Genomic DNA, 14,821 nt, shown 5'->3' on the forward strand with positions numbered 1-14,821 from the left:
TCGGCCAGTCCTTGTACGCCCTGGCCTCGCTGGCCGGCGGCCTGGGCGGCAGCGCGCTGCTGCTGGTGCTGGCCCGGGCGGTGCAGGGCGTGGGCGGGGCGATGCTGTTCCCCGCGACCCTGGCCCTGATCAACACCTGGTACGCCGAGGGGCCGGCGCGCAACCGGGCCTTTGCGGTGTGGAGCGCGGCCTCGGCGGCGGGGCTGGCCCTGGGGGCGCTGCTGGGCGGGGTGCTGACCCAGTACTGGGGCTGGGAGGCGGTGTTCCTGGTCAACGTGCCCCTGGCTGGGGCCTGTGCGTTGCTGGCCCGGCACTGGATACCCGCCGACCCTGCGCGCCAGCGCGGCCGTCAGTTCGACTTGCGCGGCGCGCTGACCGTGACCCTGGGTGGCACCCTGCTGGTGTTTTCCATCGTCCAGGGCCCGGAGTGGGGCTGGAGCGCCCCGGCGACCCTGGGCTGCCTGGCGTTGTCCCTGGCCCTGCTCGGGTTGTTCGTGCGCCTTGAACAGCGTAGCGCCGACCCGCTGATGCCCCTGCGCCTGCTGGGTTATCCACAACTGCGCATGGCCATGGTGATTACCGCGCTGTTCATGAGCAGCTTCGGCGTGCAGTACTACTTCCTCAGCCTGTATTTCCAGCAGGTCTATCAGTTCAGTGTGTTGCAGAGCGGACTGGCGTTCCTGCCCTCGACCCTGCTGTGCACGGCCGGGATCTGGGTCGCGGAGCGGGCCCTGCTGCGCGTAGGCTTGCGGGCGACCCTGGTCAGCGGCTTGCTGCTCGGGGCGCTGGGCATCGGCCTGATGTACCTGGCCCTGCCGGGCAGTAGCGGCTTTGTCGGCCTGCTGCCGGGGATCGTGATCATGAGCATCGGCCAGGGCATGACCTGGACCTCGATGTGGGTCTCGGCCGGGCAAGGTATCGCGGCGTCCGAGCAAGGGGTGGCTGCGGGCGTGGCTTCCACCAGCCAGCAGATCGGCGGGGCCCTGGGGCTGGCGCTGCTGGTGTCCCTGGCCAACACCTTGAGCGCCGGCGGCAATCAGGCCTATGGCATCGAGATGGCTACCGCCGCCAGCGCCCTGCTGGCGCTGTTCGGGGCCTTGCTGGCGCTGCGCCTGCCCCGGGCTGGAGTGGCCTTGCCGGCCTGTTCCGTGGCCCAGGGCTGAGGGCGTCAGCCATGGGCCTGTGGCAGGTGGCGGCGCACCGCCCACAGCACCCCGGCCAGGAGCAACAGGGCGGCGCTGCTTTGCAGCAGGCTGGGCAGGTGCTGCAGGCAGATGAAGCCATAGAGCAGGGCGAACAGGGTCTCGAACACGATCAATTGGCCGCTCAGGGTCAGCGGCAGGCGCCGGGTCGAGGCATTCCACATGCGATTGCCGAACCAGGAGCCGAGCACCGCGCTGGACAGGCTCAGGCCCCAGAACAGCATCCAGCGCTGCTCGCTGGCCTCGGCCCGGGTGCCGGGCAATGAGAACCCGTCCGCCAGCAGCCAGACCAGGGCGCTCATCAGCCCAGTGGTAATGCCCCACAGGGTCGACCACTGGCTGCTGTTGAAACGGCTGCCTTTGAGGTAGCGGGCGTTGTCGGTGGCAAACCAGGTCCAGCACAGCAAGGCGCCGAAGGCGCAGAGCAGGCCCAGGGCGCGCTGGCCCAGTTCCACCGAATCGCTGTGGGCGGTGAGCAGGGTGTCGAGGTTGATGCAGCAGATGCCGGCGAACACCAGCAACAACGGCCAGCGCAGCCGGCGCAGGGGCACGGCATCGGCATCGCCGCGGCCGGCCAGGGTGATGGTCAGCGGCAGCAAGCCGACGATCAGTGCGGTGCTGGCTACGCCGGCCCACTGGATGGCGCTGGCCAGGAGCATGAAATAGATCAGGTTGCCGGTCAGCGCCAGCTTCACCAACAGTACGGCATCGCCCCAGGTCAGGCGTTGCAGCAGCTCCCGGGCCTGAGGCGCAGCCAGGAGCAGGGAGAATGCGCCATACAGCGTGAAGCGGGCACAGCTGAGCATCAGCGGACTGAACTCCGGCAACAGGCTGGGCACCACAATGGCCAGGCCCCAGACCGCGCCGGCCAGGGCGGCGTAAGCAACTCCGCGTTTCATGCACACACTCGCAGCGATTCATCAAAGCGCGCAGCCTAGTCATTGCTGACCGACCGGACAAAGGATATATAGGCACCCATCTATTCTTCTGGGGAATGCCTGATGAGCCGCTTTGCCCGCCATTTACCACCATTGGAAACCCTGGTGACCTTCGAGGCGGTGGGACGCAGCGCCAGTTTCACCCGCGCCGCCACCGAGCTGTGCCTGACCCAGAGTGCAGTGAGCAAGCAGATTCGTGCCCTGGAGCTGTCGCTCAAGACCGAGCTGTTCGAGCGCCAGGCCCGGGGGGTGAAACTCACCGTCAGCGGTGCCTCGCTGTTTGCTGAGGTCAGTACCCAGTTGGAAGCGTTACTGCGCAGCGTCAGCCGTCTGCGGGCCGGGCGCGACGCCAACACCATCACCGTGCAATGCACCCATGCAGTGGCACAGTTCTGGTTGTTTCCGCGCTTGCTGGCGTTCAACAAACAACACCCGGACATCACCGTGAGCATCCACGCCAACAACGACATGGACGAGTCCAGCGTGGCCGAGCACGACTTCGCCATTCTCTACGGCGCCGGGCACTGGTCGTCCCTGACCGCCACGCCGTTGTTCGCCGAGATGGTCTATCCCATCGCCAGCCGGCGCCTGGAGTTGCCGGCCATTGACGCGCTGGCACAACTGGCCGAGCTGCCCTTGATCCAGCTGGATGCCTCAGCCTGGAACTGCATCGACTGGCGCGACTGGTTCCGGCATTTCGGACTGGACTACAGCGCACCGCCAGGGGCCATGGGGTTCAACCAATTGACGCTGATGTTCAGTGCCGTGCAGCAGGGCATGGGGGTTGGCCTGGGCTGGGATTTCATGGCCAGTGAGTTGGTGGCCCAGGGCGAGTTGCAGCGCGTCGGCCAGTGGGCGTTTCGCACCGGGCAGGCAGACTTTCTGGTGCATGTGCGGCACAAGCGCCTGTCCGCCAGCGGCCAGCTGTTTCGCGACTGGCTGGTGGCGCAATCTGTTGAATGAGGGGGCGGGGCTCGGCAGGGAGCCCCGGAGTGCGGTCTAGAGGCTGGCGCGCGGCACGCTGAAGCGGAACTCGCTGCCCTTGCCCACTTCGCTGTGGGCTTCGATCTTGCCGCCGTGGGCGTGGATGATGCCCTGGGTGATGTACAGCCCCAGGCCGGTGCCGTTGGGGTTGCCTTCCTTCATGGTCCAGTAGCGGTCGAAAATGAACGGCAACTGGTCGGTGGGAATGCCCTCCCCGGAGTCGCGCACGCTGAACACGATCTGCTCGCCGTCGGACATCGCCACCACTCCGACCTTGCCCTGTTTGGGGGTGAACTTGATGGCGTTGCCCACCAGGTTCGACAGCACCTGGAACAGGCGCTCGGGGTCGGCGTTGATCCTGAGGTCCGGTTCGGCGTGGAAGCTGATGTCGATGGCCTTGTCCAGGGCCAGTGGCGCCAGCAATGAATAGGCCTCTTCGAATATCTGGCTGACGTCCAGCGGCTGCGGGGCGATGCTGTAGCGCCCGGCCTCGATCTTGGAGGTGTCCAGCAGGTCTTCCAGGAGATTGTTCATGCGGCTGGCGGCCTGCTGCATGGTGTCGATGGCCGAGGAAATGCGCCGTGAGGTATGCGGGCCATCGGAACTGAAGGCCTTCTGCATCATGCCGCAGAGCATGGAGATCACGGTCATCGGGTTGCGCAGGTCGTGGGACACCACCGCCACCAGTTCGTCCCGGGCGCGCACTGCCTGTTGCTCGCGCAGCACCTGGCGCGCCAGGTCGTGCTCCAGGGCCGAGCGGCGCAGGTCATTGGCGGCGAAGCGGTCGCCGTGGCTCCACTTGGTGGAGATCCCGGCCATCTCCACTTTCCAGATCTCGAACGAGGTGCGCGGCCGCAGGCGCAGGCCGGCGTCGGAGTTTTCCAGGTCCAAGGGCTTTTGCGGGTTGCCACTCCAGTTGATGTTTTCCTTCACTTCCGGGCGGAACCACAGCACGCCGTTATCCACAGGCTTGGGCAGGGTCATGGCCAGGACCCCGCTGGCCACTTGTTGATAACTCGCCGCCGGCGGGTAGACGCTGGCCAGGTGATGGCTGGCGAACACCGCCTGCCCGGTGCCTTGCAGCCAGCGGTGCAGGGCGCGGATTTCGTCCTGGGGCGGGCAGTTACCGAAGCAGTGCAGCTGCTTGTCTTCGATGATTGCCACGCCACCGGCCTGGGTCAGGTCCAGCAGCAGTTGCGGCACCTGGGTCAGGCCGTCGAAGACGCTGTCGGGGGTGTCGCGCATGGTCTGGTCGAGGCTGGCCAGGGCGGCGACTTTCTCTTCCCGCTGGCGGCTGATATCCAGGGCTTCCATGGCGCTGATCTGTAACGACAGCACCTGGCCGATGGTCTGGCAGGCAATGCGCAGCTCGTGGGGCACCAGCAGCGGCTGGCGGTTGCCGCAACTGATCAGGCCCCAGAGCTGGTCGCCCTTGAGCAGGGAAATGCTCATGGAAGACAGCACGCCCATGTTCTTCATGTACTGGCAGTGGATCGGCGACACGCTGCGCAGGGTGGCGAAGCTCAGGTCCAGGGCCTGCTGAGTGTCCGGGCGCAGCGCCGGCAGCAGGGGCACCGGCTGGTAGTCGGCGTTGGGGATGATCCGCAGCCAGTTGCTGCGGTACAGCTCGCGGGCTTGCTGGGGAATGTCCGAGGCCGGGAAGAACAAGCCATTGAACACTTCCATGGTGGGGCGGGTGGCTTCGGCGATCACCTGGCCGTGGCCTTCCTCTTCGAAGCGGTAGATCAGCACCCGGTCGTAGCCGGTCATCGCCTGGATTTCGCTGACGCTGATGGCGTACAGCTCATTCAGGGTCTTGGCCGTCTGCAAGCGCCGCAGCAGGCGCCCCAGGTTCTCGGTCTGCTCTTTCAGGTGCTGGGGCTGCAGGTGTTCGAGCTGGATTTCCAGCTCCAGCATCAGCACTCCCTGGTGGCGATGCAGCAAGCCTTCGAAGCGCGTGCCATTGACGGCCAGGTGCAGCGGCGGCGCATCGGACAAGCGCGGCAGTTGCAGCACCTCGCGGATGCGCTGGCCGTCGGTGTCTCCCAGCAGTTGCTCCAGGGGCTGGCCGAGGACCTGCGCGGCAGGCTGGCCCAGCAGGGCCTCGACGTTGGCGCTGATCTGCTGGATGCGCAGCTCCGGCTCCGACAGCGTCAGCAGCACGCCATGGGGCTGGATCGCCCCGGGGGAGCGGATTGGCTCATCGGCGCAGTTGGCCAGCAGTTGTTCGAAGGCTTGGGCGTCTTGTGGGGTCATAGCAGCACCTCGCGGCTGTCGAGCCAGTGCTCGAAACAGGCAAATGTGGATTGCGCGGCGCTGACCACTTGTTGTCGTGCGCTCGCGTCCTCGGGCATGCGCCCCAGGTAGTCGAGAAAGTCTTTCCAGCGCCGCCCGGTGGCGGCGCCATACACGTCGAGGAAAGCCCCGCCGTTATCCCCGTGCAGGTCCAGGCGCTGGGCCATTTCCCGGCGCAGGATCTGCCCGCCCAGGGTCGCGCCCTCCAGTACATAGAGGGCGCCCAGGCACGCGCCGGGGCTGGCCAGTGCGGGCAGATGGTCGCAGCGGGGCAGGGCGTCGATGCGCTCCGGGGCCAGGCCCAGGGCCTGCAGGTCGCCGGCCAGGGCCGGGGTCTTGCGGCGCTGCTCCGGGTCGTAGCCGGCAGGGATCAGGCCGCTGTCATGCAGGGCCGCCTCCAGGGGCTGATAGAAGCCGAAATAGGCCTGGATCAGGCGCCGGTACCAGGCCGCATCGAGATGCTCGGAGAAGAACGGCAGGCGCTTTTCCAGGGCCACGTGCAAGGTCGCGGTGCCGGCGCGCAGGTCTTGAAGCAGGGTGGGGGCGGTGGTGTCTTGGTGCGGTTTGGGCATTCAGGGATCAGGGGTCGCAACAGGTAATGGACGCGCCATGGGCGTCATCGAAAGCTGGGACCAGGCTGTAGTCCCTGCACTAGAGCCATCGCACAGAAAAATAAGAGCGTCACTCTACCTGTGCTTTTTGCACTGACGTACAGTTTTTGACGCACCATTGGTCGGCCAAGGGTAGTCGATCGATGACGTGTTGCTGTGTCTGACTGTGTTCAAGAGGCAGAAATTCCTTTTTCCGTCTCGCAGGTTCAGCGGTGAGGATCAGATCCAGACGTCGTTCTGGGCGGTGCGTTCGCCACCTTGATCGCCGGTGTTGAGCACGCCCTTGGGTTCGATCAGCAGCAGTTTGACCTCCTGCTCGGCCCAGGGTTTGTGCTCGACGCCCTTGGGCACCACGAACATCTCGCCACTGCCGATGGCCACCCGGCCGTCACGGAAGTCGATGTACAACTGGCCGTCGAGCACGATGAAGGTTTCATCGGTGTCGGCGTGGGAGTGCCAGACGAATTCGCCCTGCAACTTGGAGATCTTGAACTGGTAGTCGTTCATCTCGGCGATCACCTTGGGGGTCCAGTGTTCGCTGAACAGGCCGAGTTTGCTGGCGAAGTTGATGCTCTGGTAGGCGTCTTGCGGGGCAGGGTTTTGCATGGTGTGGTCCACCTCAGTGATGAATGAGCGCTGAGGGTAAACAGCCAGGGGCCAGGGCTTCTTGAACGATCGTGTATGGCCTCAGCGGCCGAGCATCTTCAGCCAGCGCGCCGGTGGCAGGCCGTAGGTCTGGCGAAACTGCCGGGTCATGTGGCTCTGGTCGGTGAAGCCGGCGATCAGTGCGGCGTTGGCCAGGCTCTGGCCCTGCACCAGCAGCGCGCGGACCAGGTCCAGGCGGCGCATGCTCAGGTAGCGGTAGGGGCTGGTGCCGAACAGCAGGCGAAAATCCCGGGACAGGCTCCAGCGGTCGCGCCCACTGTGGGCCGCCAGTTCCTCCAGGGTCAGGGTGCGGTCCAGGGCACTGTGGATGTATTCCCGGGCCCGCTCGGCCGCCACATAGTCGAAGCGCTGCCGCGATTGGGCGACCCCGGAGACGCTGTTCAGGGCATGGGCCAGGTCGAACAGGGCGTCTTCCTGTTCCAGCGGGTCCAGAGGGCTTTCGACCCCGCGCAGCAGGGCCTCGGTGGCGGCGAACAGCCGCGGGTCGTTGGACAGGCCGCCGGTAATGAAGGGCAGCGGCTGGCCGCCGAGGATCTGCTGGATCAGCGCCGGCTCGACATACAGCATGCGGTAGTGAAAGCCGTCGTGGGTGCCGGCCTCGCCGTCGTGGGCTTCGTCGGGGTGCAGGACCATGGTGGCGCCGGGCAGGCTGTGGCGCCAGCCTCCGCGGTACTGGAAGCTCTGCACCCCGTGCAGGGTGCGGCCGATGGCGTAGGTGTCATGGCGGTGCATGTCATAGCCATGGCCGGCGAAATACGCCTCGATGCGCTCCAGGCCCCGGGCGGGCGGCGCGCGGTGAACCCAGTCGGTGACAGCTGCGGGTTTGGCCATGGAACGGTCCTGATGGATGAAACCAAGGGCCGTACGTTAACTCAGGGGCGCGCTGGCTGTCTTGCCCCTCGGTTCTACGCCGTAGCGGTTCTGCCCGAAGACGGGCGGCTTGCAGGAGGGTTCCGGCGCTGCACGATGGCTTGTTGCCTGAGCCGGGTTTCGAGGCCAATCGGCGGTTGCCTGGGCAGGCGCGAGTGGAGTAGCGTCGTTCCCCCCGGACCCTCTTCATGGCCATCTGTTCCCATGTACACCTCGCACCTGGTTTACCTCGCCCCGTTGTTGTCGCTGGCCCTGCTCTGGAGCGTGGCGGTGATCACCCCAGGACCGAACTTTTTCACCACTGCACAACTGGCGGCGGGCTGTTCGCGGCGCCATGGCCTGTTCGCCGCCCTGGGGGTGGCCAGCGGCACCGTGCTCTGGGGGCTGGCGGGAGGCTTGGGCATCAAATCGCTGTTCAGCGCGGCGCCGGCGCTGTTCGTGTTGTTCAAGGTTGCCGGTGGCTGTTACCTGATCTACCTGGGGCTCAAGCAGTTCAAGCGCAAACCGGCCCTGGATAATCCAACCGCCAATGGCGCGGTCCATGCTGAGCGCAGCCTGTTCTCGGCCTACCGGCTGGGCTTTCTCGGCAACATGACCAATCCCAAGTCGGCGCTGTTCGTGGCCACCATCTTTGCCACGTCGATGCCGGCCTCCCCGCCACCTCTGCTGCTGGGGCTGGCGGTGCTGACCATGGCCGGCCTGTCGCTGTCCTGGTACTGCTGCGTGGCGCTGTTTTTCGCCAGCAGCCGGGTGGCCGGGTTCTATGCCCGGGCCCGGCGCTGGCTGGACCGCCTGGCCGGTGGTTGCTATGTGCTGTTCGGCGGGCATCTGCTGGCCAATCGCTGAACGGCCGGTGCCTTGCGCCGGCCAGTATCCGCCCCCAACAAGGACGACCCGTCCCCGTATCAGGAGACCGAACATGGCTGTTGTTTTTCGCCCGGTGGCAGAGGCGGACATTCCGCGGATCTGCCGTTTCGTGGGCAATCCCCAGGAGTTGTATTTCTTCTTTCCCGCCGCCACCTGGCCACTGACCCACGAGCAACTGCGCGACTCCATCGCCCAGCGCAGCGACTCGACGGTAATCGAGCGTGACGGGCAGGTAGTGGGCTTTGCCAACTTCTACCGCTGGGCCAAGGGCGGCACCTGTACCATCGGCAATGTCATCGTCGACCCAGAGGTGCGCGGCGCGGGCCTGGCGGCGCAATTGATCGGGCAGATGATCCACATCGCCCACAGCAAGCACCAGGCCAGCGAGGTGACGCTGTCGTGCTTCAACAGCAACGTGGCGGGGTTGCTGCTCTATCCGAAGCTGGGCTTTGTGCCGTTCGCCATCGAAGAGCGCAAGAACAAGGAACAGGAGCGAGTGGCGCTGATCCATTTGCGCTACAGCCCCAGCTGAATTGAAGAACCGTCAGCAATCATTTTTTCAACGGGAAGCAGTCATGAGCAAGTTGCGGGTCGGGATTATTTTTGGTGGCCGTTCGGCCGAACACGAAGTGTCGCTGCAGTCGGCGCGCAATATCGTCGATGCCCTGGATCGCACGCGTTTCGAGCCGGTGCTGATCGGCATCGACAAACAGGGGCACTGGCACCTCAACGACACCTCGAACTTCCTGATCAACCAGGAAAACCCGGCGCTGATCGCCCTCAACCAGTCCAACCGCGAACTGGCGGTGGTGCCGGGCAAGGCCAGCCAGCAACTGGTGGAAACCTCCAGCCAGGAACTGCTGGGGCATGTCGATGTGATCTTCCCCATCGTCCACGGCACCCTGGGCGAAGACGGTTGCCTGCAGGGCCTGCTGCGCATGGCCGACCTGCCCTTTGTCGGCTCCGACGTGCTGGGTTCGGCGGTGTGCATGGACAAGGACATCAGCAAGCGCCTGCTGCGCGACGCCGGGCTGGCGGTGACCCCGTTCATCACCCTGACCCGGGCCACCCGTGCTCGCTACGGTTTTGCCCGGGCCCGGGAAACACTCGGCCTGCCGCTGTTCGTCAAGCCGGCCAACCAGGGTTCATCGGTGGGGGTGAGCAAGGTCGACAACGAGGCCGAATACGAGGCCGCGGTGGAACTGGCCCTGGGCTTCGATCACAAGGTGCTGGTGGAGTCGGCAGTGCGTGGGCGGGAAATCGAATGCGCGGTGCTGGGCAACGACCAGCCCATTGCCAGTGGCTGCGGCGAGATCGTGGTCAGCAACGGTTTCTATTCCTACGACAGCAAGTACATCGACGGGGAGGCGGCCCAGGTGCTGGTGCCGGCGGACATCAGCATCGAGCACAGCGAGCGCATTCGGGCCCTGGCCGTCGAGGCATTCCAGGTGCTGGGCTGCTCCGGGCTGGCTCGGGTCGATGTGTTTCTCACCGATGAGGGGGAAGTGCTGATCAACGAAATCAACTCGCTGCCGGGCTTCACTCGGATCAGCATGTACCCCAAACTTTGGCAGGCCACCGGCATGAGCTACAGCGAGCTGGTGAGCCGCCTGATCGAGCTGGCGCTGGAGCGTCACGCTGAACGGCAAGGGCTGAAAATCAACCGCTGAAGCGGATCATCGTGGTTAAGGAAGTGACGAATGAGTTCGGCAACAGATGCATCGGTTTATCTTTTTTCCTACGGCACCCTGCAAGACAAGGCGGTGCAGATCGCCAACTTTGGCCGTGAGTTGAGTGGCAGCGCGGATGCCATGCTTGGCTACGAACAGAGCTGGGTGGAAATCACCGACCCCGAGGTGCTGGCGGCCAGCGGCAAGACCCACCACCCGATCCTGCGCCCGGGGGCGGCGGACAGCGCGCCGATTCCCGGCACCGTGTTCTGCATCACCCCCGAGGAGCTGGCAGCGGCCGACAGCTATGAAGTCTCGGACTACAAGCGGGTCAGCGTGACCCTGGCCTCGGGCATCCAGGCCTGGGTCTACGTCAGCGCCTGAGTCTTCGGCTCACTCCGGCGGCAGCATCACCCCGATGCACGCCAGGGCCAGCAGCACCGCCCCGAGCACGATGAACACATAGTTCAGCGGCGTGAAACGGGCGTTGCTGCGGCCTTCGGGATCTTTCGCGGCGGCATTCAGGCCGCGCTGGCCGAGCCAGGTGATCCACGCCAGTACCGGCAGCAGCGCCAGGCTGGCAATGTCGGTCACCGGGTAGCCGATATTCTTGCGCGACAGCGCGTCCACCACGTTGTTGATGATCACCCCCACCACAAACAGGGTTGCCAGTTCACCGGGCCGCCAGTCATGGCTGCGGCCGTCGCGCTTGAGCGTCGCATCGGCTTCGCGGTACAGCGCATGGGTGAAGAAGATCGCGAAGAAGGCCCGGGCCACCGGCCACAGCTCCTGGCCGCTGGCGTGCCTGAACTGATGCCAGTTCTTGTAGGCCCAGTACACCTGGTAGATACCGAAGGTGAGGATGTACAGGGTCAGGAACTTGGCCTTGGACACCACGTAGAACGGCTGTTGCGCCGCTTCGGGCGAGGGGGCGACCAGATCCGCCTGGGGCGGGGCATAGAGGTTGTCAGACACGGGCACTCCTTGGGTTGGGCCTGAGGGGGGAGGCAACGTTAGCTCAGGTTGCTGGCCAAGAACCAGCAGGGGCTCGGTGGCCGAGCGGAACCGGGTTCAGGCCAGGGGTGGATCCGCCGGCCGAACGTAGTGAATATCCCATTCACTTTCACCCACCTGAACAAAACCCAGGCGTCGATAAAAACGATTCGAGTCACTGCCGCGCAACGCATCCAGGTGGATGGGTAGCTGCTCGTTGGCGGAGCGTTCCAAAAGCTGCTCCAGGGCCTTGGCGCCGAGGCCCCGCCCTTGGAATTGCGGTAGGACGTACAGGTGCTGCAGGCGCAGATGATCGCCGTGTGATTGGCTCTGGATAAAGCCTGCGGGCTGTCCGTCACTGAGGATGAAGTGGCAGCGTTCGGCCGCGAAGCTTGCGGCAAAACGCTCCCGGGCCCGCTGCGGATCGAAGCGCCCCAGGCGCTCAAGGCTTTCGCGCATCGCCGCGATGCGCATCTGGACCAGGGTTTCCAGGTCGCTCAGGGAGGTTGGGAGTAGTGCACTCTCGAGGTTCATGTCCGGCCGATCCACGAGTACTGGAAGGCCTTGGCTTCACCCCGGTGCCCGCGTCGACGATAACTGGCCAGGGTCGGGGTCGAGCAGTAGGTGCACAGCTCGCTGATTTCGATCTGTTCATCACTGATTCCAGCGGCGTGCAGCAAGTGCACGGCATAGCGGCTCAGGTCGAACCACAGGGAATCGGCCTGGGTCGGTTGCGGTGGCGGAATCTGCGGCGGCAGCAGCGGGGCCGGTTGCTCACGGCTCCAGGGGGCCTGTGCGGCCGGCCACAGCGGGTCCTGAGTGGCGGACAGGGTGTCGATGAAATCGGCGCTGACTTCATAGCAGCAGGGTTTGATCGATGGGCCGATGGCCACCCGCAATTGCTGTGGGGTGATGCCCTTGCTGGCGAAGTGTTGCAGCACATTGGCGATGATCCCGCCATGCAGGCCTTTCCAGCCGCCGTGCACTGCCGCGACCCAGGAACCGTCCTCGCTGCTGATCAGCAACGGCAGGCAATCGGCGGTGACCACTGCGATGGGCCGGCTGGAATGGGTGAGTACCGCGTCGCCGCGGATGATTCCGCTGGGCAGCGTGGTACTGGCTTGCACCACCTCGCCGCTGTGGATCTGCGAGCAGAAGAACAGGTTGGCCGGCAGGGCGGCGCCGAGGGTCGAAAACGCATGACGGATGCCGGATATCTGGTTCAACACACCTGCCTGGAAACTCATCGGGCCTTCGCTCGGTAACCTGGGAATGGCTGCAGAGCATAGCGGTATCCGAGGTACTTTTGCTGACAGACAACGCTGGATAGGCCGGGGCAGACCAGCGGTAGCCTGCTGGTCGGCCCCTTCACCGGGCGTTTCAGGCGCTCAGCGGGATATACAGTTCCACCACGCTGTCCGGGTGCATGGGCCCCAGAAAGCGCTCGCCGGTGTACTCGAACTCCACCGCGTCGATGGGCATCAGCCCGGCGGCGGGCAACCACTCGCTGTAGGCGGCGCGAAAGGTTTCCGGCAGGGTGGCCACGCTGCCGTGATGCTCGACTCGCGCGTAATGGCGGGCAGGGATTTCCAGCTCCACCATGCCGGGCACCAGGGGCGCGTCGGCGGCGACCGGCAGGCCGGCCACATAACGCCACTGGCCGTCCTCCAGGGGCTGGCAGATGCCATAGGTGCCCACCGGCTCGGCCAGGCGCTGGATCTCCTGTTCCCGAGGTTCGAAACGTTGCCAGAGCTCGGCGATGGTGCCCGGGTCGTCCTGCTGCCAGGCCATGCCGATGATCCGCTGCGGCGCCAGGAATACCTTCTGTGGTGTCTGCGCGGCTGGGAGTTGGCGCTGCGGCTGGGCCAGGTAGCGCTGCAGATGGCCCAGTACTTTCTGGCTGCGGGCGATCTCGCTTTGCAACTGCCGGGCATGCGCCTGCAGTGACTGCTGCATGTGCAGCACGCTGTCCAGGCCGCCCTGGTCCGCCAGAGTGCGGATGTCTTCCAGGGACATGCCCAACTGCCGCAGCCAGGCGATGCGCCCCAGGGTCACGATCTGTTCCGGGCTGTAGTAGCGGTAGCCGTTGTCCCGGCCGGTGAGGGCCGGGGTGAACAGGCCGATGCTGTCGTAATGGCGCAGGGTCTTGGTGGTAAGGCCGTGGCAGCGGGCCATTTGTCCGATGGTGAGCATGGAGCGTCCTTGGTGTGGTTGGGCTGCGGGGCATGCTGAGCCTTTACCCAAGGGCAAGCTCAAGCCCGGCAGCACGGCTCAGGACGATTTGATCGGCTTGATCAGGCTTTCGGCAGGAATGCCGAACAGGTGGTGCAGTTTCCAGATCATGGGCAGGGTCAGCGCGCGCTTGCCGTTGAGCACTTCGTAGACGCGGTTGGTGCGGCCGATGGCGGGGGCCAGGTCGGCGGCGGACAAGCCGGATTGCTCCATGCGGAACTTGATCGCCTCGATCGGGTTGGGCAGGTCCAGGGGAAACTGCCTGGCTTCGTACGCCTGGATCAGGGTGATCATCACATCGAAGTAATCGCCTTCAGGTGTTCCGGGCTGCGGTTCGTTGTCGAACAGGGGCGAGACGCTTTTCAGCGCGGCGCGGTAGTCCTGGTCGGTGTGGATAGGGCGGATGTTCATGCGGGTTGCTCCATGTCTACGCTGTCGGCATCAATGGCGTCGTACTGCTGGTGAGTGCCCACGAACTTGATGTACAGCGCACCAAAGCGGTAGGCCACGGCAACGATCAGTCGATACTCGTTGCCCTTGATGTTGAAGACCACCCTGCGGCTTTTGAGAATGCTCGCGTTGCGATACTGGTCCTTGATCTGCGCAGGGTTGGACCACTCGGCATTCCTTGTTTCATCGACCCAGGCCAGCAGAGGCTGTTCTGCGTCCGGGTGCTTTGCCCAGAAGGCCTTCAACTGGCTGACTGCAATAATTCTCATGGCGAGATCCTAGTCCCGTGCTGGGACTTAAACAAGTCGCTGAGTGCGTCAAGCGATGTACGGGCAGATCGCTGGATCTGCCCGCGCAGGCAACGTTGGTTCAGGGACGATCAGGTCATGCAGAGAGCGTGGCGTGTACGTCGTCCATCAGTGCCTTGCCCATCTCTGCCAGGTAGTGTGCCGCCCAAGCATAGCGGTCGCACCGGGGCTCCATGGCCGCCTCCAGGGTGAATTGCTTTGCCGGATGCAACAGGGTCGAGGCGTGTTCCAGGGCATCGCTGATCGGCACGTCGGCATTCACGCGAAACAGCGGATGCGAGTGTTCGCCGCAGTGGGAAAAGCGGATTTCACCGAGGGTGGTCAGGGGCGATTGAGTGGTCATCGGGCACCTCCGGCTTTTTGTGACGGGAGGTAATGGAGAAACAGATTGCAGAAGCAGTTCATGGTCACGACTCCTTGATTCGAAGGACCGTCACCGTCTGCCGCCAAGCAGATCAGGGTGGCGGATTGCGCAGGATTGGCGGACCGGGAATCAAGGAACCGGCGAACCCGAAGGTTCTCCCACGCAACCCGCCATAACGCAGGTATGCGGGCGCAAAAAAAAAGCGCCCGCATGTGGGTGGGGCGCTATTGCGCCTCGATTCTATCAGGCCGCCAAGCCTGTTCGCTGATTTTGCAGCGACGGTCGAACCATAGGTTGGAGTAGGGGGCGTCGCAACGGCATTACTGCGACATTTTGTGAACCAACCCTGTAGCCGCTGCCGCAGGCTGCGA

General features: G+C 64.8%; 18 protein-coding genes. 6 read left to right on the top strand and 12 right to left on the bottom strand.

What is annotated here, in order from left to right; genetic code table 11:
* The coding region (locus tag F6S12_RS24910) for an MFS transporter (protein ID WP_315869416.1) at positions 1-1,163 on the top strand (1,163 nt) is incomplete at its 5' end.
* Between the two features lie 5 nt (positions 1,164-1,168).
* Here F6S12_RS24910 and F6S12_RS24915 read toward each other — a convergent pair.
* On the bottom strand, positions 1,169-2,101 hold the full coding sequence (locus F6S12_RS24915) for a DMT family transporter (RefSeq protein WP_315869417.1): 933 nt from the start codon (positions 2,099-2,101) through the stop codon (positions 1,169-1,171).
* 102 nt (positions 2,102-2,203) lie between these two features.
* Here F6S12_RS24915 and F6S12_RS24920 point away from each other — a divergent pair, with 102 nt between their 5' ends.
* Positions 2,204-3,103: a LysR substrate-binding domain-containing protein gene (locus F6S12_RS24920; RefSeq protein ID WP_053160043.1), complete on the top strand. Its 900-nt coding sequence runs from the start codon at positions 2,204-2,206 to the stop codon at positions 3,101-3,103.
* Positions 3,104-3,139: 36 nt separating this feature from the next.
* On the opposite strand, the gene F6S12_RS24925 is transcribed toward F6S12_RS24920, so the two are convergent.
* From F6S12_RS24925 to F6S12_RS24940, 4 genes are all read right to left on the bottom strand, one after another.
* Positions 3,140-5,380 carry an ATP-binding protein gene (locus F6S12_RS24925; RefSeq protein ID WP_315869418.1) on the bottom strand — a complete coding sequence of 747 codons (2,241 nt, stop codon included), beginning with the start codon at positions 5,378-5,380 and terminating at the stop codon, positions 3,140-3,142.
* Positions 5,377-5,991: a biliverdin-producing heme oxygenase gene (locus F6S12_RS24930; RefSeq protein ID WP_041119872.1), complete on the bottom strand. Its 615-nt coding sequence runs from the start codon at positions 5,989-5,991 to the stop codon at positions 5,377-5,379. Before F6S12_RS24930 ends, F6S12_RS24925 begins: the two co-directional genes overlap by 4 nt.
* A 258-nt stretch (positions 5,992-6,249) precedes the next feature.
* Complete coding sequence (locus F6S12_RS24935; protein ID WP_011063440.1) at positions 6,250-6,636, bottom strand: cupin domain-containing protein; 387 nt, start codon at positions 6,634-6,636, stop codon at positions 6,250-6,252.
* Between the two features lie 81 nt (positions 6,637-6,717).
* Entirely contained in the window at positions 6,718-7,527 is an 810-nt protein-coding gene (locus F6S12_RS24940; RefSeq protein ID WP_161467305.1) for an AraC family transcriptional regulator, read from the bottom strand.
* A 243-nt stretch (positions 7,528-7,770) separates the two neighbouring features.
* On the opposite strand from F6S12_RS24940, the gene F6S12_RS24945 reads away from it, so the two are divergent.
* From F6S12_RS24945 to F6S12_RS24960, 4 genes are all read left to right on the top strand, one after another.
* A complete protein-coding gene (locus F6S12_RS24945) occupies positions 7,771-8,412 on the top strand; it encodes a LysE family translocator (RefSeq protein ID WP_161467306.1) in 642 nt (213 codons plus the stop codon).
* Between the two features lie 73 nt (positions 8,413-8,485).
* Positions 8,486-8,965: a GNAT family N-acetyltransferase gene (locus tag F6S12_RS24950; protein ID WP_123431430.1), complete on the top strand. Its 480-nt coding sequence runs from the start codon at positions 8,486-8,488 to the stop codon at positions 8,963-8,965.
* 43 nt (positions 8,966-9,008) lie between these two features.
* Positions 9,009-10,103: a D-alanine--D-alanine ligase gene (gene ddlA / locus F6S12_RS24955; protein ID WP_011063436.1), complete on the top strand. Its 1,095-nt coding sequence runs from the start codon at positions 9,009-9,011 to the stop codon at positions 10,101-10,103.
* Positions 10,104-10,133: 30 nt separating this feature from the next.
* Positions 10,134-10,487, top strand: coding sequence for a gamma-glutamylcyclotransferase family protein (locus tag F6S12_RS24960; protein ID WP_011063435.1), 354 nt, complete (start codon positions 10,134-10,136; stop codon positions 10,485-10,487).
* A 9-nt stretch (positions 10,488-10,496) separates the two neighbouring features.
* On the opposite strand, the gene F6S12_RS24965 is transcribed toward F6S12_RS24960, so the two are convergent.
* The 7 genes from F6S12_RS24965 to F6S12_RS24995 form a co-directional block, all read right to left on the bottom strand.
* On the bottom strand, positions 10,497-11,078 hold the full coding sequence (locus F6S12_RS24965) for a membrane protein (RefSeq protein WP_019093550.1): 582 nt from the start codon (positions 11,076-11,078) through the stop codon (positions 10,497-10,499).
* Positions 11,079-11,174: 96 nt separating this feature from the next.
* On the bottom strand, positions 11,175-11,630 hold the full coding sequence (locus tag F6S12_RS24970) for a GNAT family N-acetyltransferase (RefSeq protein ID WP_152686433.1): 456 nt from the start codon (positions 11,628-11,630) through the stop codon (positions 11,175-11,177).
* Positions 11,627-12,343, bottom strand: coding sequence for a polyphenol oxidase family protein (locus F6S12_RS24975; RefSeq protein WP_315869419.1), 717 nt, complete (start codon positions 12,341-12,343; stop codon positions 11,627-11,629). The genes F6S12_RS24970 and F6S12_RS24975 overlap by 4 nt, the downstream gene beginning before the upstream one ends.
* A 133-nt stretch (positions 12,344-12,476) precedes the next feature.
* The gene (locus F6S12_RS24980) at positions 12,477-13,289 is read right to left on the bottom strand and encodes a MerR family transcriptional regulator (RefSeq protein WP_041119870.1); all 813 of its coding nucleotides are present in this window, start codon (positions 13,287-13,289) and stop codon (positions 12,477-12,479) included.
* Positions 13,290-13,367: 78 nt separating this feature from the next.
* Positions 13,368-13,739, bottom strand: coding sequence for a type II toxin-antitoxin system HigA family antitoxin (locus F6S12_RS24985; RefSeq protein WP_315869420.1), 372 nt, complete (start codon positions 13,737-13,739; stop codon positions 13,368-13,370).
* Positions 13,736-14,047, bottom strand: a complete 312-nt coding sequence (locus F6S12_RS24990) for a type II toxin-antitoxin system HigB family toxin (RefSeq protein WP_315869421.1) — start codon at positions 14,045-14,047, stop codon at positions 13,736-13,738. Before F6S12_RS24990 ends, F6S12_RS24985 begins: the two co-directional genes overlap by 4 nt.
* Positions 14,048-14,162: 115 nt before the next feature.
* Positions 14,163-14,429: a DUF3077 domain-containing protein gene (locus tag F6S12_RS24995; RefSeq protein WP_315869422.1), complete on the bottom strand. Its 267-nt coding sequence runs from the start codon at positions 14,427-14,429 to the stop codon at positions 14,163-14,165.
* Positions 14,430-14,821 lie beyond the last annotated feature (392 nt).

Origin of the sequence: Pseudomonas sp. JV245A, from assembly GCF_032424515.1 — a bacterium.
In the GTDB taxonomy this organism is placed as follows: domain Bacteria; phylum Pseudomonadota; class Gammaproteobacteria; order Pseudomonadales; family Pseudomonadaceae; genus Aquipseudomonas; species Aquipseudomonas protegens.